Here is a 21957-nt window from a genome sequence, read left to right as displayed (position 1 = left end):
AACGTGCTCACTCGTCGACGCCGGCCGGGGATTGCGCGGGTAGTTATCGCCCTTGTCGTCTCGGCGATATTTGCGATTCCGCTCTACATTGCATTGGTAAATGTGTTCAAGACGAACGACCAAATACTGCTCGCCCCAACCGCGCTGCCAGCGCCGTTTACGCTCGACAACCTCATCGCTGTAGCAACAGGTCCGCGTTCGCACTTCTGGCGAAATCTGGGAAACAGTCTCATCATCGTGTTGCCATCGATGGCGGGCACCGTCGTGCTTGGATCCACGGTGGGCTACTACTTAGGACGAGCGACCGGAGCTGGTGCACGACTGCTCCAGGCGATTCTCCTTCTAGGGCTCATGCTTCCGTTTCAAGTTTTGCTTCTCCCGCTTTCCATCATCCTCCGAACCATCGGGCTGCAAGGGAGCTACGTCGGCCTCATTCTTTTCAACATCGCGTTCTACGTTCCCTTCGCGGCTTTCGTCTATGCGCGATTCGTGAAGACCGTCCCCTTCGAGTTGGAGGAGGCAGCAGCTCTTGATGGTGCGCGCCCCCTCCGCACTTTCGTGCAGATCGTTGTTCCTCTGCTGAGACCGACGACAGCGAGCGTGATGATCTTTGTGGGTGTTTGGATCTGGAATGACTTTCTCAACCCCCTGGTCATCCTCGGCCCAGGTGATGGCGCAACCGTGACCACCGGCATCTACCTCGCAATCGGCCAGTACAACACCGACTTCGGAACGATGTTCGCACTTACACTCCTGGCGGCCCTACCGATACTCGCCTTCTTTTTCGCACTACAGGACCGTTTTGTGGCGGGACTCGCCAGTGGCGCTACCAAAGGATGAGTTCTTCTGAAGAAGACGTCTGGAGGTATTCGGCCAGCAAAGATGTTGTTGTATCCAACGAATGGACACCCGAGGGCGTTACGCTCTCGGTATTTCGACGCCGCGTAGGTGAGCCCGCGTCCCGGACAGGAATTCTTTACATTCACGGGGGTGGTTTCTCACACGGAGATCGATTTTCCTGGGTCGAGGAGATCATCGACTTGGTCGCCGACGAAGGGTTTATGGCGGTCACCGTCGAGTACCGTCTTGCTCCTGAACATACATACCCGGCAGCACTGGAAGACTGCCACGCTGCGCTCCGATGGATGCGTTCGAACTATGAGCGTCTATCGATCGACATTGACCGGATCGTCCTGTTCGGAGTTAGTGCCGGTGGGGGCCTCGCCGCGAGTCTGGCGCTGAAGGTGCGCGACGGAAGGGAACCGCAGTTGCTCGGGCAATTGTTGTCGTGTCCGATGCTCGATAACGCCACGCGAGAACCGAAAGAGGGGGCCAGCCCGCGTGTGGACACAATCACGTGGACCTACGAAGACAATCGCATGGCGTGGGCGGCGTACCTGGGGCGGACATCAGCTGCGATCGCGGTACCCGCGCAAGCGGGGAGTCTTGTTGGATTGCCAAGAACGTTCATTGACGTCGGAACATGGGACATCTTCCTTTCGGAAGATGTGGCCTACACGCGGCGGCTCACCGAGGCGGGAGTCGACACAGAATTGCACGTTTGGTCCCGGGGGTATCACGGTTTCGACCTCAGGGAACCGGAGCTGTCTGCGTCGAAACTAGCAATTGCTGCTCGTCATCGCTGGCTTCGGGATCTAGTGCTGGGTGATCGAAGCTAGGTGTTGCGCGAGTCCGTACCGGCGGAATCCAACCAGCCTCGTAGCCATTGCTCCACCCCAGAAACGTGGACCACCGTCAATGACTCTGCCAACCGTGCATCCCCTGCGGCGAGCGCTGCGACGATGGCTCGATGCTCGTCGAGAGTGCGGGATACCGCGTTCTCCTGGGTCAAGCCACGCCAGATTCGTGCCCGCACAGTATGGCCCGACAATGATTCGATCAGCGACTTCAAATAGTCGTTCCCTGCCAGTTCGACGATAGCGCCGTGAAACTCCAAGTCATGCGCGACGAGACCTTCGACGGTCGTTGTCTTGTCGACCGAGCCGATCAGCAACGAGAGTCTCGCGGCGATTTCGGGTGTGACGTGCGCAGCGGCCATGGCAGTTGCGGCCGGCTCAAGGATCCGGCGAACCTCGAAGAGTTCCAAGATCGAGCTATTCCCGTGTAGATCCACGACAAATGACATGGCCTCGAGCAAGAGCCTCGGTTCGAGGCTCGTGACGTACGTGCCGTCGCCCTGACGTACATCAAGCACTCTAATAACTTCAAGCGCTTTGACCGCTTCTCGCATGGAACTGCGCGATAGGCCGAGTCGTTCGCTGAGGTCCTTTTCTGGCGGCAGACGATCCCCCGGACGAAGCTCACCACTGAGGATCATCTCCTTGATCTTGATGATTGCTTCATCGGTAACAGCCATGGGCGAAGTCTAGCCAGATGCAGGCCGGAGCCGGCAGGTAGTGTCAATGCCCGCTTGTAACCTCGCGTGGACGAACCTCCAGGTGCGTCGATCTCCGCAGGGCACTCCCGTTCAGAAGTGATACATCGGTTGTTTAATGATCTGGAAGCCCTGGAACCTAGCTCTTCTCTTGGTGCAGCCCTATCGTGGACTCATAGGTCCTATGTTTGGCCCGATGAACACGAGGACGCAACTGACAGGGTAGTCAGCCCTGCAAAGCACGGGAGGTCCAATGTCCATGTCACAAAGGCGGAAATCGAGCGTTCTGGCGATTGCGGTGGGTGCAGCGATCGCCGTCGGCGTCATCGCGGCACCAGCGTCACCCTCACAGGCCCTACCGGTCGTGTCAACCGATTGGATGGCGAACGCGGGTTACGGCGTCGCCCTCCATTGGACCACGCAGTCGGTACCCGCCGCCGGGGGTTCACCGGCCGCGTTCTGCACAGCGGTGAACAATTTCGATGTCAATCTGCTGGCGTCCCAACTCCAGGCGGCCGGAGCTGGGTATCTCCTCTTCACGATCTCGCACGCACAGATGCACTTGCCCTTCCCTAGCGCCAAGCTCGACTCCGTCATCTCGGGCCGAACCTGTTCGAGGGACTTGCCTCTCGACATGTACAACGCGTTGACCCCGCTCGGCATCAAACTGATGTTCTACTTCCCCTCGATCGCAACCAGTGAAGATCCGACTTGGCAGGCGAGCAGTCAGTGGAACACGAGCAAGCCCAACTTTGCTCAACTGCAATACGACCTCGTCACGGAGATCGGAAACCGATACGGTACCAAGCTCGCTGGGTGGTGGGTAGACAACTCGATGGGTGCCTACACCGCCATCTACAACCACGCTACATATGCCACTGCATTGCGTGCGGGAAACCCCAACAGAGTGATCTCATTCAACTTTTCGTCGGTCGGCACTTGGAATTCTTCGCTCGGCGCAGGGGTAGAAGACTACCAGGCTGGCGAGAGCGACGACCTGTCGCGTCTGCCAGCATCCCGGTACTCAGGTGAAGGTGGAACACAGTGGCAGACATTCAGCTACCTCGACGATTTCTGGGTGCACGCAACGGCCGGCACACCCGTCCCTCGGTACTCGAATAACAAGATCTCGCTCTACGCGAAGTCTGTTATCAATGCCGGAGGTGTGCTGACACTGAACGCGGCTCCGTACCAGGATGGCCTGATTTCCGCTGCAACTCTTTCCCAATTGCAGGCGCTGAGAGCATCAACTCGGAGCGCGACCGGCGATACTGTTGTGCTCGATGATCGCTCGCTTAGCTTCGGTAGCGGGTGGAGCCAGATTTCGGGCAACAGCTATCACCTCAATAGTGGGACATACACGCAGGCCGCCGGGTCCTCGGTAAGCCAGACCTTCACCGGTACTGGGGTCACGTGGTATGCACCCAAAGGCCCCGACCACGGGCGCGCGGATGTTCGGATTGACGGGGGCTCACCCGTAACAGTCGATCTCTACTCAGCTGCCCGCGAAGACGTCGCGACTGCATTCACCGCAACCGGCCTGAGTGCCGGAAGTCACACCATCTCGATAACCAGTAGAGCTGATAAGAACGCTGCATCGACCAACACCTACGTCGAGGTCGATGCGATCGAGTACAAAGTCGGCGCGAGAACCGACGACACCGGTGCGTCGGTCACGTACTCTTCCGGATGGGCAACCAGTTCGATCGCCGCCCTGTACGGCGGGTCGTCTCACTACACCCTAACGGCCGGCTCGAACGCGACATTTGCCTTCAACGGAACCAACGTTACCTGGTACACAGTTAAGGCACCGGACCACGGCAAAGTCGACATCTCGATTGATGGTGGGGCTGCACAAATTGTGGACTTGTATCAAACGCAATGGACGGGAAATACCGCAGCGTTCAGCATTTCCGGCCTAAGCTCTGGCGCCCACACAATCAAGATCACGGCCCGATCCGATAAGAACGCCGCCTCATCCAACTACTACGTGGAGGTCGATGGTTTCCAGCAGCGTTACTGAGCGAGCGTCTCCCGAGGCCGCCTTCCCTCTCGTCCTGGTGCTGGAGAGAGGGAAGGTGCCGCTGCGGTGACGGCGGGCCCGGGGAAGGTCTGGGCGGCGCTTATACGATGCTTCACCGGGCGCTGAATACGGCACGCAACTCGCTCCTTTGGAGCTCTTGGGCCCAACTGGAATCCAGACAAACTGGCGGAGGTGTGCAACTGACGTAGGCCTATGACAGCGGGTCTTGTGTTTTCTGTTGAGGCGTTCGTAGGGGGTGCTGCCTGCGAGTGCTCCGTGGGGTCGATCGTAGTTGTAGTAGTCCTCCCATCCTTGGAGCTTGTCGTTGAACAGGTTGACGTCGTCGATGACCTGGCCCTCGAGGAGGCGGTAGAACTCCTCAGAGTCGATCCTGTGCGATCGTTCGACCTTGCCGTTGAGCCGTGGTGTTGCCGGTTTGATGTAGACGTGGTTGATGCCTTTGTCGAGCAGGTGCCAGTGGAACGATTGCCCGAACTCGGACCCGTTGTCGGTCTGGACCTTCTCGACCTGGAACGGCAGTTTCGACAGGACGTGGTCGATGAACAGGAATTGCACGCTGACCACTGCGAAATGGAGAGCGGGCGGGGGTCAGTGTACTCCCGCCCACTTTCTCATCTCTGCCCGATCCACCAAACTGCCCTCAGGCGCATTCAATCTGTTCGATCCACTCGTTTAGCGCAGCGACTGCCTCGTCGAGGGGGATTGTGAACTGCGCCGACTCGGCAACCCGCGGGTAGTCGGCTGACCAATGCGAGTGGGCGACCGCGACCGGTGGCCATGTTCGCTGTCGCAGGCCCAACTCTGCGGCCTCGTCGGCACGGGAGGAGAAGACTGCTGTCGCCGCTTCCCGAATTTCGGCCCGGGTGGGGCTGCCAGTCGCGGCAGCGAGGTCACGCAGCAGAAGCAGGTCGACGACGTCGCGAACGCGATCGTTGACTGATGCGGGAGGGTCGTGGGGGTCCGTGACGGCATGAAGCTTCTGCGCGATCTGGAATCGCATCGCGATCCCGACGAGCGTGTCCGGATCGGGAAGCCCGAACCCACCCAGCGGCGGCGGCTCGACTGCCTCGGCTTCCTGCCCAATACCGGCCTCGTCGGCCGAGATTTCGAACTGAATGCGCCGCCAGGTCACGCCCCGCAGTTCGAGGATGAGGTCGAAACGGCGCGGTTTGATGAGCTTGCTGGGCACGTTGATGACCTCGACCGGGCCGCGACGCAAAGTCAACGGACCCCACGGCTCGGTGTCAAGTCCTGCTCATGCTCAGGGGTCGGTCAGCGCCCCGTGGAGTCGCGCACGACAAGTTCCGGCTGAAACTCGATTTGCCGCGGGGGGATGCTGGCATCCGCGGCCTCCTCCAAGAGAATCTTCACCGCCGTGGAGCCGATGAGAGCGCTCGGTTGCCGAATCGACGAGAGCGGCACCACCGCGGCCGCCGCGAAGTCGATGTCGTCGTAACCGACGATGGCGATGTCGTCGGGCACGCGCACCGGCAAACCCTGCATCATAAGCGCTTGAAGCAGGCCCATGGAGACGAGATCGTTCGCCGCGAAGATCGCATCCGGTCGCGAGTGAGCGGGCCGGTCGACGATCGCCGCGCCCGCCCGACGCCCCTCCAACACTGTCGAGGCCGCGATCTCGATCACCTCGAGCGCCGCGTTGGGATGCTCGGCCATCGCCTGGCGGGCCCCGGCGAGTCGATCGATCATCTGGCGGATCGCGAGTGGCCCCCCGACGAACGCGATGCGGCTGCGGCCCAGCGCGAGGAGGTGCGTCACTGCAAGCGCTCCCCCGGCGACATCGTCCACCGATACGGAACTGAACGTGGCATCCGGGCTGGTGCGGTCGACGAGGACCGAGCGGATGCCGTGCTCACGAAGGGCGCGCAAGCGCGGCGTGATATCGGCGTACGGAGAAATGAGGATGCCGTGAACACGCTGCTGCTCAAACAGGTCGAGGTAGGTCGACTCACGCTGCGTGTTCTCGTCGCTGTTGCCTAGGGTGACGGCGAGGCCGGCCTCGGCGGCGCGGTCCTCGGCGCCGCGCGCGATCTCGGTGAAGAATGGGTTGCGCACGTCGAGTACGACGAGCCCGATCGTCTTGCTGCGGCCGTCGCGCAATTGGCGTGCGGCGTCGTTGCGGATGAACCCCAGCTCGTTGATTGCGGCCTGCACCCGTTCGACGGTGTCGAGCGCAACCTTATGCGGGTGGTTCATCACGTTGGAGACCGTGCCGACGGATACGCCCGCGCGCCGAGCGACGTCTTTCACGCTCACTGTCGCCATGGCACCTCCGATTGAATCGTTCAATAGTGTCAGATCCGACCTTGGCGCGGACCCGTCGGAGCTAGTGGATGCCGTTTGTACCCCGGCGAGACGCTTGACGGTGCGATGGTCTGTGGCTAGTCTCACCTCGGTGGTTAAAACGATTCAATGCTGAGGGTTTCCAAAGATGAGAGGCAGGCCGACCTATGGAACGAGTGTGCTTTCAAATCCAGGTGAAGCCAGACCGACTCGACGAATACCGGGACCGGCATCTCGCCATCTCGCCGGAGATGCTCATGGCTATCGCCGATTCGGGCCGCCACAACTACTCGCTCTTCCTGCGAGAAGACGGCCTGCTCATCGGCTACTACGAGACCGAATCGGATGCCCGATCGCAGGCCGCCCTCCGCGCCGACCCGCGCACCGCAGCGTGGGAGGCCGACATGGCCGACTATTTCGTTGCCCTTGAGGGGCGCCCCGATCAGAACTCCCTCCGTCTCACGGAGATCTTCAACCTCGAGCTAGCAAAGGAACAATCGTGACCGTCACCTTCGAGTCCATCGCGCCGCACCTCGCGGAGCAGGCAATCGAACTACCCTCGTGGGCCTTCGGTAACTCAGGCACCCGCTTCAAGGTGTTCGGCACGCCGGGCACCCCGCGCACCCCGCAGGAGAAGATCGCCGACGCTGCGCAGGTCAACAAGTACACCCTGCTGGCACCGAAGGTCGCGCTGCACATCCCGTGGGACAAGGTCGACGACTACTCCGCTCTCTCGGCATTCGCCGACGACCACGGAGTGAAGCTCGGCACCGTCAACTCGAACACGTTCCAGAACGACGACTACAAGTTTGGTTCTCTCACCCACACCGATGCCGCGGTGCGCCAGAAGGCGATCGACCACCACTTCGAGTGCATTGACATCATGCACAAGACGGGGTCGCGCGACCTCAAGATCTGGCTCGCCGACGGCACGAACTACCCCGGCCAGGGCGACATCCGGGGCCGCCAGGATCGCCTCAATGACTCGCTCCAGAAGATCTACTTAGCGCTCGGCGACGAGCAGCGCCTCGTGCTCGAGTACAAGTTCTTCGAGCCGGCGTTCTATCACACGGATGTTCCTGACTGGGGAACGAGCTACGCGCAGGTCGTCTCGCTCGGTGACCGGGCATCCGTCTGCCTCGACACCGGCCATCACGCGCCCGGCACCAACATCGAGTTCATCGTCATGCAGTTGCTGCGTCTCGGCAAGCTCGGCTCGTTCGACTTCAACTCGCGCTTCTACGCCGACGACGACCTCATCGTGGGCGCGGCCGATCCGTTCCAGCTCTTCCGCATCATCTTCGAGGTCGTGCGCGGTGGGGGTCTCAACAACCCCGACGTCGCGTTCATGCTCGACCAGTGCCACAACGTCGAAGACAAGATCCCCGGTCAGATCCGCTCCGTGCTGAACGTGCAGGAGATGACGGCGCGCGCACTGCTCGTCGACTCTGTCGCACTCAAGGCCGCGCAGGACGCGGGCGACGTGCTCGGCGCCAACGGCATTCTCATGGACGCCTTCTACACGGATGTCCGTGCCGACCTCGCCGCGTGGCGCGAGTCACGGGGGCTCGCGGGCGACCCGATGGCTGCGTACGCGGCATCCGGATACCAGGCGACGATCGCTGCCGAGCGCGTCGGTGGCGTGCAGGCGGGATGGGGAGCATGAGCGCCGCGTCCGAACTGGTAGCCCGTTCCAACCGTCTGGGCTCTGACCCGCGCGTCACCAACTACGCCGGTGGCAACACCTCAGCCAAGGGCATCGAGACCGACCCCGTGACGGGCGAGCCCGTCGAGCTGCTCTGGGTGAAGGGCTCGGGGGGCGACCTCGGCACTCTCACCGAATCGGGTCTCGCTGTTCTGCGCATGGATCGCCTGCGCGCCCTCGTCAACGTCTACCCCGGCATCGAGCGTGAAGACGAGATGGTCGCCGCGTTCGACTACGCCCTGCACGGTAAGGGCGGCGCGGCGCCGTCGATCGACACCGCCATGCACGGCCTCGTCGATGCCGCACACGTCGACCACCTGCATCCAGACTCTGGCATCGCGTTCGCGACCGCCAAAGACGGCGAGAAGCTCACCGCCAAGGCATTCGGCAACAAGGTCGTGTGGGTGCCCTGGCGCCGCCCCGGCTTCCAACTCGGCCTCGACATGGCCGCCATCAAGGCAGCGAACCCTGACGCCATCGGCTGCATCCTCGGCGGACACGGAATCACCGCGTGGGGCAAGACCTCGAAGGAGGCCGAGAAGAACAGCCTCTGGATCATCAAAACCGCCGAGGAGTACATCGCGGCCAAGGGCAAGAAGGCTCCGTTCGGCCGCACCGTCGCCAAGAACGCTGCCCTGCCGCAGGCGGAGCGTCGCGAGATGGCCGCGGCTATTGCCGCGACGATCCGAGGAATTGCGTCGCACGACCGCCCCATGGTCGGCCACTTCACGGACTCGGCGGTAGTTCTCGACTTCCTCGCCTCGGCAGATGCCCCCAAGCTCGCCGCCCTCGGCACGAGCTGCCCCGACCACTTCCTGCGCACCAAGGTCAAGCCCATGCTGCTCGACCTGCCGGCTGGGGCATCTGTCGAGGCCACAATCGCGCGCCTGAAGGAGCTGCACGAGGCGTACCGCAAGGACTACACGGCGTACTACGACAAGCATGCGGTGGCAGACAGCCCAGCTATGCGCGGCGCCGATCCACTCATCGTGCTCGTACCGGGTGTGGGCATGTTCAGCTATGGCGCCAACAAGCAGACCGCGCGCGTCGCCGGCGAGTTCTACGTCAACGCCATCAACGTCATGCGCGGAGCCGAGGCCATTTCGACATACTCCCCCATCAGCGACGCCGAGAAGTTCCGCATCGAATACTGGGCGCTCGAAGAGGCAAAGCTTTCCCGGATGCCCAAGCCCAAGTCACACGCGACCCGCATCGCCCTCGTGACCGGTGCAGCCTCCGGCATCGGCAAGGCCATCGCGATGCGCCTCGCCGCCGACGGCGCGTGCGTGGTCATCGCCGACCTCGACCTCGCCAAGGCGCAGGCCGCCGCGGCAGAGATCGGTACCACCGACGTGGCGATCGGCCTGCAGGTCAACGTCACCGACGCCGCGGCGATCGCGACGATGGTGCAGGATGCGGTCCTCGCGTTCGGCGGTCTGGACATCGTCGTGAACAACGCGGGCGTCTCGCTCTCCAAGCCCCTGCTCGAGACCACCGAGCACGACTGGGACTTCCAGCACGACATCATGGCCAAGGGCTCGTTCCTCGTTTCGAAGGCCACGGCGCCCGTGCTCATCGATCAGCAGATGGGCGGCGACGTCATCTACATCTCGTCGAAGAACTCGGTGTTCGCGGGCCCGAACAACATCGCGTACTCCGCGACGAAGGCCGACCAGGCCCACCAGGTGCGACTGCTCGCGGTCGAGCTCGGCGAGCACGGCATCAAGGTCAACGGCATCAACCCCGATGGCGTCGTGCGCGGCTCCGGCATCTTCGCCGCGGGCTGGGGCGCCAACCGCGCCAAGACCTACGGCGTCGCCGAGGAAGATCTGGGCAAGTTCTACGCCCAGCGCACGATCCTCAAGCGCGAGGTGCTGCCCGAGAACGTGGCGAATGCCGTCTCCGTGCTCACGGGACCCGACCTGTCGCACACGACCGGCCTGCACATCCCCGTCGACGCGGGCGTAGCGACGGCGTTCCTGCGATGACAGCCTCTGTCGCGGCTATCGACCTGGGCGCCACGAGCGGCCGGGTCATGCTGGGGCACGTCGGCCACAACGAGCTGAGCGTGCGCCCGGTCGCTCGGTTTCCCAACGCCCCCGTGCGCACGATCGACGGCCTGCACTGGAACATCCTCGAGCTCTACCGCAGCGTCGTTGCCGGTCTCGGAGCGGCGGTACGCGAAGACCCGTCAGTCGCGAGTGTTGCGGTCGACTCGTGGGCAGTCGACTACGCGCTCATACGCGGCGGCCGGATGCTCGGCACCCCCTACCACTACCGCGACGAGCGCAATCTCCAGGCGGTCGAGGCGACTCATGCCCTCGTCGGCCCCGAGGAGCTGTACGCGGCGAACGGCCTGCAGTTTCTGTCGTTCAACACCCTCTACCAGCTCGCCGCCGACCGCGAGGCGGGCACCCTCGACCTCGCCGACGGCTTCCTGCTTATCCCCGACCTGATCAACTACTGGCTCACGGGGGCACAGTTCGCTGAGCAGACCAACGCCTCTACGACGGGCCTGCTATCGATCGCGACCGGCGACTGGGACCACGCACTGATCGACCGCCTCGGCCTCCCCCGCGCGGTGCTTCCCGAGCTCGTCGCCCCCGGCACCGCCCTCGGCATGCTGCGGCCGGAGGTCGACGTCGACAGCCCGATGATCGTCACCACTGTCGGATCGCACGACACGGCGTCCGCCGTCGTCGCGGTCCCCGCCACCGACCCCGACTTCGCCTACATCTCGTGCGGAACCTGGGGTCTCGTCGGCGTCGAACTCGACTCTCCCGTGCTCACCGAGGCATCACGCGCTGCGAACTTCACCAACGAGGGTGGAGTCGACGGGCGCGTGCGGTTCTTGCACAACGTCATGGGCCTGTGGATCCTGAGCGAGTCGGTGCGCGACTGGCAGCGTGCGGACCCGACAGTCGAGCTTCCCGGGCTGCTGGCCGCCGCATCCGTGCTCACCACACCGGTCTCCGTCTTTGACGCGGATGACCCCACATTCCAGGCTCCGGGTGAGATGCCTGCACGCATAGCGGAGTGGTGCCGCGATCATGGCGTGCAAGCCCCCCGGAGCCCGGTCGAGTTCGTGCGCAGCATCATCGAGAGCCTTGCGGTGGCGTTCGTGAGTGCCGTGCACACGGCATCCGAGCTCTCGGGCAAGAAGGTCTCAGCGATCCACATCGTGGGCGGAGGATCGCAGAACGAGCTGCTCTGCCAGCTCATCGCCGACCGCGCCGGGATGCCCGTGCTCGCGGGCCCCGTCGAGGCGACCGCGATCGGTAACGTGCTCGTGCAGGCGCGGGCGCACGGCCTCGTCGACGGATCGCTCGAATCACTCCGTACCCTCGTCGCGACAGCCTTCTCGCCACGGCAATACCTGCCGTACTCGCTCATTCGGACCCGGTCGCTGATTGACCAACGACGATGAGGGCCCAAACTCACCCACGTTGGGGCACAGACGACGTCGTCAGATCTCGCCGATGGCCTGACCGAGCTGCAGATACATGCGACTGACCATCTCGTTGTCGACGCCGTACTTGACCCATTGGCCGCGGCGAACTTGTTCCATGGGTGGGTCCGAAGTGAGCAAGCCAGCCTGGACCATGGCTTTCAAGGATGCTGCGATGGTGGGCACGGGTATTTCGAGGGCCGCGGCGATCTCCGCGCGGGTTGCAGGTCCGTTCCCGCGCAGGTATCCGAGGATACCCGCGCGGACGAGATTGCCCAAGGCTTTGATGGGGTCCTCCAGCCACTCGCTCCATCCACCAGGAGTCGAAGTCACACGCTTAGACATGCTGCCCATTCTCTCGCAGCCTGGCCTGAAGAGGTGTCCCGCTCAAGTGGATGTATTGACTATTCACTTTGACGAGTGTATGTCTTTAACATCCACTTACGCAAGAACGACGTTTGGGGTCCGAACGGATTCCTAGCAAGGAAGGAGGCCAACGTGGAAGTTAGAGGCTCGGACGGTAGGCGTCTGATCGTTTGGTCCGTGGTCGGCGCCCTGGCGCTGACTACCGCCGTCATCGCATTGCTCGTCGTGGGGTTCGGGAGCAACGGTGGCTCGCGGCCTGCGCCGACAGAGTCCGGGCAAACCGGGTCTCCCTCACCTTCCTCGTCCGTGAGCGACCATGACGCAGTCGACAGTGAAGCGCTCGAGCGCGGGTGGGTGCCGGAACCGATCACACAAGACCCCGACGCCTACGCCAGAGCCGCCTTGGAGGCAGCGGGCACATTCGATACTCGACTGGCCACACGCGCCGAGTGGGTGGCATGGCTGGGCAGCTGGTTCACGCCGAGCCCGTTGTACGGCGACGAGCAGGACGCCTTGGATCAGATGGCTGGGTACAAGGCGGAACTTGACCAGAGCGTGGTCCTCCCTCAAACACGCTGGGATGACTTGGCCGGCGAAGACGGTCGCGTATCTGCTCGCGTGGATGGTGATCTCGAGTACCTCGATCTGCCCGAGACGACGCAGAAGAAGGTGCTCACCGCGACAGCGAACGTGGTGGTGACATACACAACTTCCGCTGACACGGGCGGTGGCGAGGTCAGCTACGACCAAACCGTTCGTGTGAGTGTTCAGGTCGTGTGCGGCGGGGCGAGCGTACCCACGCCGGTTTCGGCACAGCAAGCGGGTGACTGCAAGGTCGTTCGCTTCTTCGACGCGGCGGTCGAGTGACATGGCCCAGCACATGCTCCTCCTGGCTGCGGCAAGGTCAAAGACAGTTCGCCGCCTTGTCGGTGCGGCCGTAGGGCTTTTCCTGATGCTGATCCTGGGTATCGTCTTTCCACTTGTTGCTGTGCCGGCGGTTATCGCTGGCCCGAGCCTGGTTAACGCGGACGTGGCGCGGCCCACGGTTGTGGGCGGGTGGGCTTATCCGCTTGCGGGAAGTTACTTCACGAGCGATGGGTTCGGGTGGCGGTCGGTCGACGACTGTTCGTACTGCAGTTCGGATCACAGGGGCTACGACATGTCGCAGGAGTGCGGCGCGACGATCTACGCCGCGGGTCCCGGCACTGTGATCCGCGCGGGAGCCTGGGGAACATTCGGCAACGCCGTGCAGATCGACCACGGCGGCGGTGTCACCACGATCTACGGCCACATGCTGTGGGGTTCGCTCTCGGTCGAGTCCGGGATGAAAGTCGCGGCAGGCATCCCCTTGGGCCTGGAGGGAAGGACTGGTGCCTCGACCGCCTGCCATCTGCACTTTGAAGTCCGCGTCGGAGACGTCGCGATCGACCCGGAACCATTTATGGCCGAACGTGGCCTGCCGCTGAGATAACCGATCACCTGACAGGAGAACCATGCGAACAATCCACATCCCCGTCCACACCGACATCGATGTCCCCGACATCGGCCCGGACTTCTCAGCCCCGTTCTTCACTGGACTACAAGTCATCGCGTCCTATCTGCTCGGCGGAGCGATGATCCTGGTGTTCATCATGCTGGTCGTCGCGGGAGCTTCCCTTGCGTTCCGCGGACTCTCCCCCGAGCGGGTGCGCACCTGGGCAGGTGAGAACATCGCGTGGATATTCATCGCCGCAGCGGTGCTTGGTGCCGCCAGCGGCCTCTTCCAGTGGTTCGTGAACTTCGACTTCGGATTCTGATTATGCCTAGCATCTTCGGCTCCGCACTTGGGTTGCTAGTGGTGTGCGTTGCGAGCTTCGGAATGTCCCCAGCTGAGACCGCCCCTGAGACCGCGCCTACCACGACCGCAAGCGCGGGCTCGAGTGCGGTGTCGGGGACTTCCTGGTCGGCACCCGCATTCCCTGTGGATTGCGAAGCCGCGAGCGGGCAGATCAGTTGCACACCGGACGACCCGGCAGCGGTTCGGGCGCAGCAATGCTTCATCGGTGTGCCCTTCGACGGGGGCACGGCGATGGTGTGCACAACCTTCGACGGACACCACGAGGCATTGCGGGCCGCCGGAGGGCGCGCAGTATTGGTCTCCTACGGCTGCAACATCGGCGATCTGGTGTGCTCGACCTTCGAGAACTTCGGCCGCGGCATGGCACTCGGAGCCACTGCAGCGGCCTTCGCGATGTCCATCAGTATCTCTTTCGACACCGACTCGACCTTGTGGGCGGCGGCGGTAGGCGAGTGGTCGTTCTGGCACTGGGCAGTGCTCGTGATTCTTTTCGCGGCAATGGTGTGGGCGATCGCTGCAGCGGTCGTCTCCCGCGACCATGAGCAACTCGTCGGTGCGCTCGTTCGCTCGTTCATCGCCGTGCCGGCCGTTCCGCTGACCTTATGGACGATCGGACATCTCGTGAATGCTCTGGACGACATGACCTGGTACATGCTGAACCGTGACGGCCCAGGCGCCCTGTTCGTCACCTTGCAGAAGGTGATGTGGGCCGGAGGGCAGGCGAACTACTTTTTCGCATTCTTGATCCACGGACTGTTGCTGCTAGGGATGCTGCTGCTGGTCTTCGTGTTCATGTTCCGCAATCTCGCCCTCGCGGTACTCATCGCGGTCGGACCGGTCGCGTGGATGCTCTTCCCGATCCGGACGCTGGGTCCGCAATGGGTCATCCGCTACGTCTCTGCGGTAGCTGCCCTGCTGCTCACAGGACCGCTGACAATCGGCTTCCTCACATTAATAGTCAACGGGCTCGGAGGAGTGAAGACGATCTGGGACCCACGGTCGTGGCCGCTCCTGCTGGGGCTCGTGATGGTCGCATTTGCGCCGTTCGCCGTATTCGGACTATTCAGCTTTATCGGCGGAGCCGCGGTGGACAGCATCGGATCCCGGATGGGCGGGGGCGCAGCCCGCAGCGCGGGCACAGCAGCTCGAGGGTTGAGCCGGCTGCCTTCTCGCGTCGGCTCGGTTCCGGCTGGAAGATCGGCGGCCGCGAGCAGCGGTCCTGGCCGAAGTGGCTCCCGCCCGTCGCAACCGGGTCGAGTGGCTTCGGCACCTGCGTCGCAACCGACAGCCTCGGCACCAAGTTCTGCCCCCACTTCTTCGAGCGCTCGGAGGCCCTCATGAGCACCACCCATTCGCCCGCAGACCCCGCCCGCCCAGTGCGGCTCCCACACCGCTCCCGCCAAGGGATCGTGCTCGGCATGGACGGAGCGCAACTCGTGTTCCTGGCGGCAGCCGCCGTCGTCCTGCTGATCGGGGTAAACCGCTTCGGACCCCCTGGGCTGCTGTACTCCGCGCCGGTGTACCTGCCGTTAGGAATCGCTGCGCTGGTGACCGTGCACGGGCTATCCGCTCCGCGGATCGCTGGACTGTGGTTGTCCAAGCAGCTTCGTCACGTTTCTGGCGCAACCGTGCACCGGTACCGCCCAGAAGAGGCGCATCTGGATGGAACGTTGAACCTGCCCGGGACCCGCGCGTCTGTCCAGCTTTGGGATATCAACGGCATGGCGTCCGTTTACCACCCCCACGAGCGCACAGTCTCGATCACCGCGGAACTTGAAGTACAGGGATTTCTGATGAAGGACGCCCCGGAGCGTCTCGACCTTGCTCAGCAGTGGTCGCCGGTACTTGCAGCGCTAACGCAGCGCCCAGGGATCAAGCGCGTCACCCTGCAGGAGCGCACCACGCGCACGACGATCCGACGGGCCCGTGACCACTACGAGCAGGCGTCCCGCAAACGGCTGGTCGATCCCGAAAGCCCAGCAGCGAAGAACTACAGCGGCGTGCTCGACAACTCTGAGCAGTTCGCGGTCGGACACCGCAACTACCTGACACTGACACTCGACTTGGTGACGCTCGGCGCCCAACTCAAAGCTCTGGGCGGTGGGAAACAAGCCATCCAAGCATTGTCCGCCGTTGAGGCCGGGAACCTCACCGAAGCCATGCGTTCGGCCAAGATCACCGTCCGCCGTTGGCTCGGCACACGCGAGGTCGCTGAACTGGCGCGGACAACTTTCGACCCGGAATCAATCCCCATGATCCGGAACCGCACCGCCGATTCGACAGGCGTCGATCCGGTTGCCATCGGACCCATGTACCTGGAAGAGCCCCGCGGGCGCAATGGGCTCGTCCTCACTGACTCCGCGGCGCACACGACGATGTGGATTCATGAGTGGCCCCGCTCAGACGCCCCCGTGGGGTTTTTAGCCCCGCTCGTGTTCGCCCGGCACCCCGTGACCAATGAGGCAGTCGACCACATCCTGTCGATCGTGGCCGCGCCCGTTCCAGTCGGCCGAGCCCTTCGCCAGATCCGCGAAGAGAAGAAGGTGTGGCGCGGCAACGAACGCCTCCGGGCAAAGCGCGGCACCCAGGGATCGATCGTGGACGAGTCGGACTGGCTGGCGCTGGAGCAACGAGAGCAAGAGCTGGTCGCAGGCCACGGCGAGTTCAGCTACGGGGCATACCTCACGGTCAGCGCCCACGACGAGCAAACCCTGCAACAAGCGATCGCGGGCGCCCGCAACGCCTTGTCCGTTGCGGGCATGGAGGCGCAGGTGCTCTACTTCCAACAAGCCGAAGCGTTGCTCGTCAACGCTCTGCCGCTCGGGCTGGGGATGAAGTGACGGCCCGCCGCGTTGTGCAGTTCAGCCCGCCGAAAGAAACCCGCACGGAGCGCAGGCAGCGCCGCGCTATAGTTCACCAGCTCGAACAGGCCGTGCGCCAAGAGCCCTCGTCCCGAAAAGACCGCGCCCTCCCTGAGCCGGTGATGCCGGGGCCCTTCGGGCCAGGGCTCGTCGGGGGCGGCTACTGGAATCTCGCCCAGCTGTCGGTCCCACCGCACCGTGCAACCAGTCAGCACCTGGCGGGAATCTACCCGTTTGTCGCCGACACCGGCATCGGCCACCATGGACCGGTTGTCGGCGTGGACTTGAACGCCGATGCCCTGTGGCATTTCTCGCCGTGGGACGCGTACGCCGACACCGGTGACCGTGGCGCGTTCTCCACCAACGTGCTTGTGCTCGGTGCGTACCGGTCAGGCAAGTCCGCCGTGGTGAAGACCCTCGCGGCTCGTTCGATCGCGTTCGGGCACCAAGCGGTGGTGCCCTCCGATTCGAAAGGCGAATGGGTTGATGTTGCCGAAGCAGTCGGCGGCACCGTCATACGCCTGGGAGGCGGTCACGGGACTCGCCTCAATCCCCTCGACCGCGGCCCGCGTCGCACCGGCGCCAGCGACGAACAGGACGAGCAGCTGGTGCGCCAGCGACGGGCTGCGACTTTGATCTCGCTGGTGCAGATGACAGTCGAGTCCGGCTCCCTAACCGCAGCCGAGCACGCGTGCATCCACCTCGCACTCCAACGCGCCGTCGCCCGCACCGACAACCAGCCCACGCTTCGCGACGTGCACGAGGAATTAGAGTCGATCGCTGCGGCCAAGACTGGCGACCCTGAGTTGCGTGCGGCCGCCTCGGGGCCGAAATTCGCGTTGCGCCGATTCGTCGACGGCGACCTCTCTGGCCTCTTCGAGGACGAGTCCACCGTCGCGTTCGACGAGGATGCCCCGATGGTGGTCGTCGACACCAGCGAGCTCTTCGCCCGCGGTGACCTCGTCGCACAACTAACCCAAGTGTGCACAACTGCGTGGGTGCAGGCGGTGATCTCCGACCGTAACGCTCGTCGCACTCGTTACGTGATCCGCGAGGAAGGGTGGAGGGACATGTCATCGCTTGCGTCGTTGCAGATGTATCAGCAGTGGCTCAAGCTGTCGCGCCACTACGGCATCAGCAACATCGTGATCCTGCACAAAATGGGCGACCTCGATGCGGTCGGAGACGCCAACTCCCAGGAAAGAAACCTGGCCTACTCGGTGGTCGGCGACATCGAGAACAAGTTCATTTTCCGCACCAATCAGCAGGCCGCCGGCGACCTACAGACCCGCCTGGACCTGCCAGCCGCACACGTTGACATGGCCCGCCAGCTGCGGCAGGGGCAGTTCATCGCCTATATCGGGCAGTTCGCGTACCTCGTCGACGCGTTCGCTACCTCCACACCGTGGGAGCACGAGCTGTTCAAAACGGACGAAGCCGTCCTCGGCGACAAAGCCGATGCCGGAAATGTCAATTTCGACCCGGCCGATGTGGACCTTATCTGGAACAGCCCAACGACGCAAGGAGACGAACTCGTATGAGTAAGAACGAAATGCCGCAGGCATTCGCGAAAGTCACCGGTAGAGATGCCCTCTACCGGGGACCGGGAGCTGAAAGCGATGACGCGCTGATCGCGGCCGCCAATGAGGACGCGCGGAGTGTGGTGCTGCGCCGCACCGTCTGGGAGGCGCGCCGCGCCCGAGGCCCCATCGAACTGACGACCGCAGGTGATCACGGGGAACACAGGATCACCGTCTCCCCCGACGGAACTATTGCAGCGAGCTCCCCCGGCGATGACATCACCGAGTTCGCCGATGCCTTCGACGAGACCAATGAGTCCGAACCCAGTGCGATCGCAAATCTGCGCCGAGTGCCGAGCATCGGTCCGTCCACCGAGGCTCTGCTGGCTAAGGGCTCGGGAGAACCCGCGCAGTCGTCAGGGCGAGCATCGTTCATCCAACCGGAAGGGCTCTTGCCACCCTCATCGGGCGTGGTCGGTTTGCTCAGTCGTCTCGGTATGACCATCAAGCCCAGCGCGGCGCAACGCCAGCATCTCGAGAACGTGCGGGCAACTGCCCGGCATTGGGGTGGGTGCCGAACGATCGCCGTCGTTAATGGCAAGGGCGGTGTCGGCAAGACTATGACCAGTGCGATGCTGGCCGCCGTGTTCGCCCGAAATGGAGGCGGGAGCGTCCTGGCGTGGGACAACAACGACACCCGCGGCACGCTCGGATGGCGCACCGAATCGAGTCGGCACGACGCGACCGTGCAGGACGCTCTCGCCGCGGCCGAGGAACTCTTGGCCTCCGGAGCCGCCGCGGCAGACGTCGCTGGATACGTCCATCACCAAACCGAGGATCGCTACGATGTGCTGCGCTCCAACCCTCAACTGCTGGCCGCCAGCCAGCGAATCGGACACGCCGAGTTCAACCAGCTCCTGCGGGTCGTCACCCGGTACTACCGCCTGGTGGTCTTCGACTCCGGCAATGACGAGTCCGCCGAACGCTGGCTGCGGATGGTCGACTCTTGCGCGCAACTGGTGGTGCCAACTCTGGCGGCACCGGAATCGGCCGAGTCGGCGGCGTTGCTTTTGGAAGCCCTCGCGGCGAGGGACGAGCACTCTGCACGGTTGGCCCGCAATGCGGTCGTCATCGTCACCCAATCCGAGCCGGGACCCTCCGCCGAGATAAGGCGGGTCGCCGCAGCATTCGAAGGGATGGTGCGTTCCGTTCACCAGATCCCGTTCGATGCCGGCCTGAAGGGCGGCCCGCTTCGATTCGACAACCTCCGCCCGGTAACCCAACGAGCATGGGTGGCCGCGGCGGCCGCCATCGCCTCCGAGATCTAAGTCGGAGGGACGATCATGGCGCGGGATGGGTTCTGGCCGAAAGCTGCAGCAGCGGCGATCGCCGCGTTGATCCTTTTGAACCTGCTGTTCGCCTTCCTCGCCGAGGCGATCACCCAGATCGTCTGCGGAAACGTACCCACGGCGTCCGGGCCCTTCTCCGCTCTATGGCTTGCGCTGAGCGGCGATCCCACGACATACCTCTCGCCCGCTGGATGCACCTTGCCCGTCTGGCAGATCCGGATCGCCGATGCCGTAGCCCTGGTGCTGCTTGTTGCGCTGGCCGTGTGGGCGTTGGTTGCGTGGGCGCGTTACCAGCAGTCGGACGCGAAGTTCGTTTCCGACCTGCACCGTAGGCCAGGGTTCGCGAGCGCGGCAGAGGTAAGACAGCACCTGTCTGCGGCAGCCGTTCTCCGACGGGCGAGCGTCCTGCGACCGGGATCCGCGCACGTGGCAGCAGCGGATGTTGGATGGCGGGTCGGGCGAGCTCGCGGGACGGACGTGTACGTGTCCATCGAAGACTCGGTTGCGTTGGAAGGACCGCCGCGGTCGGGCAAGGGCTACCGGGTGCTCATCTCCGCGATCCTCGACTGGGCAGGTCCACTGGTGACAACCTCGACGACCAACGACAACCTGACCGCGACGATGCAGATGCGTGGCCAGCGCGGCGAGGTGTTCGTGTTCGACCCGCAAGATCTGTCGGGCATCCGTCACACGGTCCACATCAACCCGATTGCCGGCTGCGATGACCCTCTGGTCGCAGTCCAGCGGGCCTCGGCGATCGTTACCGGAACGGCGCTCGGCGCGTCCGCGACAAATCAGGAATGGGCGGCTGCCGCTGCAACGGTCCTATCCCGGCTGCTTCACGCGGCGGCGGTCGGCGGGCGAGACGTCGCTGACCTGCACGAATGGGGCTCAACACCGGCGCTGGCGCGGGCGGCCGTGGAGATCCTGCGCTCCGATGGTGCACCGGGCTGGGGCGATGGTCTCGAGGCGGTGCTTGTCGGCGACGACAAGCTGCGCTCCTCCACATGGTTCGGGGTGCAGGCCGCCGTCGCCCCTTTGGCGATCCCACAAATCCGTGAGGCCCTACGGCCGGAGCCCGGAAGCCCTGGGTTCGAACCCGAAGCATTCCTCGACGGCCACAACACCCTGTATCTGCTGGGCTCCGGATCTGGGGCTGGGGCGATGGGTGGTTTCTTGTCGGCTGTTCTGGACGATGTCGTGGAGGTCGCGCGTCGCAAAGCGCTCGCCTCCCCGGGGGCCCGCCTGGGCGAGCCGCTGGGACTGATCCTGGACGAGATCGCGAACCTCTTCCGGTGGGCGGCACTCCCGCGGGTCATGGCCGACGGCGGAGGGCGCGGGATCTGCACGTTCGTGGTGCTGCAAGCACTGTCCCAGGCCGAGACCGCCTGGTCCAGGGCCGAAGCCGACACCATCTGGAGCGCCGCCACCGCCAAGCTCCTGCTCGGTGGCGCTGCAGGAGTCGCCCACCTACGAGACATCGAAACGCTGCTCGGCCACCGAGACCGGCGACGCACCCAACGCTCATGGAGCACAGAACGCTCCGGCACCCAAACCTCCGAACACCACGACCGGCTACCGTTGATGACCGCGGACGAGATCCGCCGACTACCTCAGGACATCGGACTGCTCGCCTACCGCAACAGGCGCGGCGTGCTGCTCGATCTGAGTGCATGGGACCAGCGCAAGGACGCCCGCGTCATACAGGCGGGCAAACGTCGCACCGAGACCGAACAGCGGAGCGTGTTCGCCGAGCAACGCCAACCCGCGCCCGTCGCTCCTGCCGAGGATGAGCCGTGAGCAACGCCAGAAAGTCCCCGGTCGGAAACGGGTACCGCACTGGCTACTTGAAGTCGATCCAGTGGTTCCGCCGCCGCGACCACTGGTTCTCCGAACAGGAGGCTCGAACACGCGAGCTTCGCTGCGTCGTGTGCCGCACCACGGCACCCGCCGTCAGCTCGAATTACATCATCTCGACTACTCATCGGTCCCTCGCATCGGCGATCAATGGATCGCTGGAGAGGTCCACGAGGACCTATGCGCGATGCATCCGGGGTGCCACGAGTTGGTGCACCGAGTGCTCGACACCGACCCGGTGCTGCGAGCCCATCGCAGGCGACCGATCGCCACC

General features: G+C 63.8%; 20 protein-coding genes. 15 read left to right on the top strand and 5 right to left on the bottom strand.

Features of this window, described 5'->3' with window-relative positions; genetic code table 11:
* Positions 1-3: 3 nt before the first annotated feature.
* Entirely contained in the window at positions 4-840 is an 837-nt protein-coding gene (locus IWX81_RS08640) for a carbohydrate ABC transporter permease (protein ID WP_334593653.1), read from the top strand.
* Entirely contained in the window at positions 837-1679 is an 843-nt protein-coding gene (locus IWX81_RS08635; RefSeq protein ID WP_199280901.1) for an alpha/beta hydrolase, read from the top strand. The genes IWX81_RS08640 and IWX81_RS08635 overlap by 4 nt, the downstream gene beginning before the upstream one ends.
* Here the strand turns inward: IWX81_RS08635 and IWX81_RS08630 are convergent.
* Positions 1676-2377, bottom strand: coding sequence for a FadR/GntR family transcriptional regulator (locus tag IWX81_RS08630; protein WP_199280900.1), 702 nt, complete (start codon positions 2375-2377; stop codon positions 1676-1678). The two genes, IWX81_RS08635 and IWX81_RS08630, sit on opposite strands and share 4 nt — an antisense overlap.
* Before the next feature lie 271 nt (positions 2378-2648).
* On the opposite strand from IWX81_RS08630, the gene IWX81_RS08625 reads away from it, so the two are divergent.
* The gene (locus IWX81_RS08625; protein WP_199280899.1) at positions 2649-4418 is read left to right on the top strand and encodes an alpha-L-fucosidase; all 1770 of its coding nucleotides are present in this window, start codon (positions 2649-2651) and stop codon (positions 4416-4418) included.
* Here the strand turns inward: IWX81_RS08625 and IWX81_RS08620 are convergent.
* From IWX81_RS08620 to IWX81_RS08610, 3 genes are all read right to left on the bottom strand, one after another.
* A complete protein-coding gene (locus tag IWX81_RS08620) occupies positions 4371-5003 on the bottom strand; it encodes an integrase core domain-containing protein (RefSeq protein WP_199280898.1) in 633 nt (210 codons plus the stop codon). The two genes, IWX81_RS08625 and IWX81_RS08620, sit on opposite strands and share 48 nt — an antisense overlap.
* Positions 5004-5079: 76 nt before the next feature.
* Positions 5080-5628 carry a nucleotidyl transferase AbiEii/AbiGii toxin family protein gene (locus tag IWX81_RS08615; protein WP_334593617.1) on the bottom strand — a complete coding sequence of 183 codons (549 nt, stop codon included), beginning with the start codon at positions 5626-5628 and terminating at the stop codon, positions 5080-5082.
* An 83-nt stretch (positions 5629-5711) separates the two neighbouring features.
* Positions 5712-6722, bottom strand: coding sequence for a LacI family DNA-binding transcriptional regulator (locus IWX81_RS08610; RefSeq protein ID WP_199280896.1), 1011 nt, complete (start codon positions 6720-6722; stop codon positions 5712-5714).
* A gap of 185 nt (positions 6723-6907) precedes the next feature.
* Here IWX81_RS08610 and IWX81_RS08605 point away from each other — a divergent pair, with 185 nt between their 5' ends.
* Genes IWX81_RS08605 through IWX81_RS08590 form a run of 4 tightly spaced genes read left to right on the top strand, consistent with a single transcriptional unit; the run spans position 6908 to position 11872 of the window.
* Positions 6908-7243 carry an L-rhamnose mutarotase gene (locus tag IWX81_RS08605; RefSeq protein WP_199280895.1) on the top strand — a complete coding sequence of 112 codons (336 nt, stop codon included), beginning with the start codon at positions 6908-6910 and terminating at the stop codon, positions 7241-7243.
* Positions 7240-8406 carry an L-rhamnose isomerase gene (rhaI, locus tag IWX81_RS08600; protein WP_334593614.1) on the top strand — a complete coding sequence of 389 codons (1167 nt, stop codon included), beginning with the start codon at positions 7240-7242 and terminating at the stop codon, positions 8404-8406. The genes IWX81_RS08605 and rhaI overlap by 4 nt, the downstream gene beginning before the upstream one ends.
* On the top strand, positions 8394-10433 hold the full coding sequence (locus tag IWX81_RS08595) for a bifunctional aldolase/short-chain dehydrogenase (protein ID WP_199280894.1): 2040 nt from the start codon (positions 8394-8396) through the stop codon (positions 10431-10433). The genes rhaI and IWX81_RS08595 overlap by 13 nt, the downstream gene beginning before the upstream one ends.
* Positions 10430-11872: a rhamnulokinase gene (locus IWX81_RS08590; protein WP_199280893.1), complete on the top strand. Its 1443-nt coding sequence runs from the start codon at positions 10430-10432 to the stop codon at positions 11870-11872. Before IWX81_RS08595 ends, IWX81_RS08590 begins: the two co-directional genes overlap by 4 nt.
* Before the next feature lie 39 nt (positions 11873-11911).
* Here the strand turns inward: IWX81_RS08590 and IWX81_RS08585 are convergent, their stop codons facing one another.
* The gene (locus tag IWX81_RS08585) at positions 11912-12238 is read right to left on the bottom strand and encodes an ArsR/SmtB family transcription factor (protein WP_199280892.1); all 327 of its coding nucleotides are present in this window, start codon (positions 12236-12238) and stop codon (positions 11912-11914) included.
* A 327-nt stretch (positions 12239-12565) separates the two neighbouring features.
* On the opposite strand from IWX81_RS08585, the gene IWX81_RS08580 reads away from it, so the two are divergent.
* The 8 genes from IWX81_RS08580 (at position 12566) to IWX81_RS08545 (ending at position 21626) form a co-directional block, all read left to right on the top strand.
* Positions 12566-13126, top strand: a complete 561-nt coding sequence (locus IWX81_RS08580; protein WP_199280891.1) for a hypothetical protein — start codon at positions 12566-12568, stop codon at positions 13124-13126.
* A gap of 1 nt (position 13127) precedes the next feature.
* Positions 13128-13730, top strand: coding sequence for a M23 family metallopeptidase (locus IWX81_RS08575; protein WP_199280890.1), 603 nt, complete (start codon positions 13128-13130; stop codon positions 13728-13730).
* 22 nt (positions 13731-13752) lie between these two features.
* Positions 13753-14055, top strand: a complete 303-nt coding sequence (locus IWX81_RS08570) for a hypothetical protein (protein ID WP_199280889.1) — start codon at positions 13753-13755, stop codon at positions 14053-14055.
* A 248-nt stretch (positions 14056-14303) separates the two neighbouring features.
* Positions 14304-15437 carry a hypothetical protein gene (locus tag IWX81_RS08565; RefSeq protein ID WP_199280888.1) on the top strand — a complete coding sequence of 378 codons (1134 nt, stop codon included), beginning with the start codon at positions 14304-14306 and terminating at the stop codon, positions 15435-15437.
* Positions 15434-16936: a PrgI family protein gene (locus IWX81_RS08560; RefSeq protein ID WP_199280887.1), complete on the top strand. Its 1503-nt coding sequence runs from the start codon at positions 15434-15436 to the stop codon at positions 16934-16936. The genes IWX81_RS08565 and IWX81_RS08560 overlap by 4 nt, the downstream gene beginning before the upstream one ends.
* Positions 16933-18498 carry a hypothetical protein gene (locus tag IWX81_RS08555; protein WP_199280886.1) on the top strand — a complete coding sequence of 522 codons (1566 nt, stop codon included), beginning with the start codon at positions 16933-16935 and terminating at the stop codon, positions 18496-18498. Before IWX81_RS08560 ends, IWX81_RS08555 begins: the two co-directional genes overlap by 4 nt.
* Positions 18495-19805 (top strand): ParA family protein, encoded by a 1311-nt coding sequence (locus tag IWX81_RS08550; RefSeq protein WP_199280885.1) that lies wholly within the window; start codon positions 18495-18497, stop codon positions 19803-19805. Before IWX81_RS08555 ends, IWX81_RS08550 begins: the two co-directional genes overlap by 4 nt.
* 15 nt (positions 19806-19820) lie before the next feature.
* Positions 19821-21626, top strand: coding sequence for a type IV secretory system conjugative DNA transfer family protein (locus IWX81_RS08545; RefSeq protein WP_199280884.1), 1806 nt, complete (start codon positions 19821-19823; stop codon positions 21624-21626).
* The last annotated feature ends 331 nt before the right edge of the window (positions 21627-21957 follow it).

Origin of the sequence: Salinibacterium sp. CAN_S4, from assembly GCF_015752305.1 — a bacterium.
In the GTDB taxonomy this organism is placed as follows: Bacteria; Actinomycetota; Actinomycetes; order Actinomycetales; family Microbacteriaceae; genus Rhodoglobus.
This window is presented reverse-complemented; position numbering and strand designations above follow the sequence as displayed.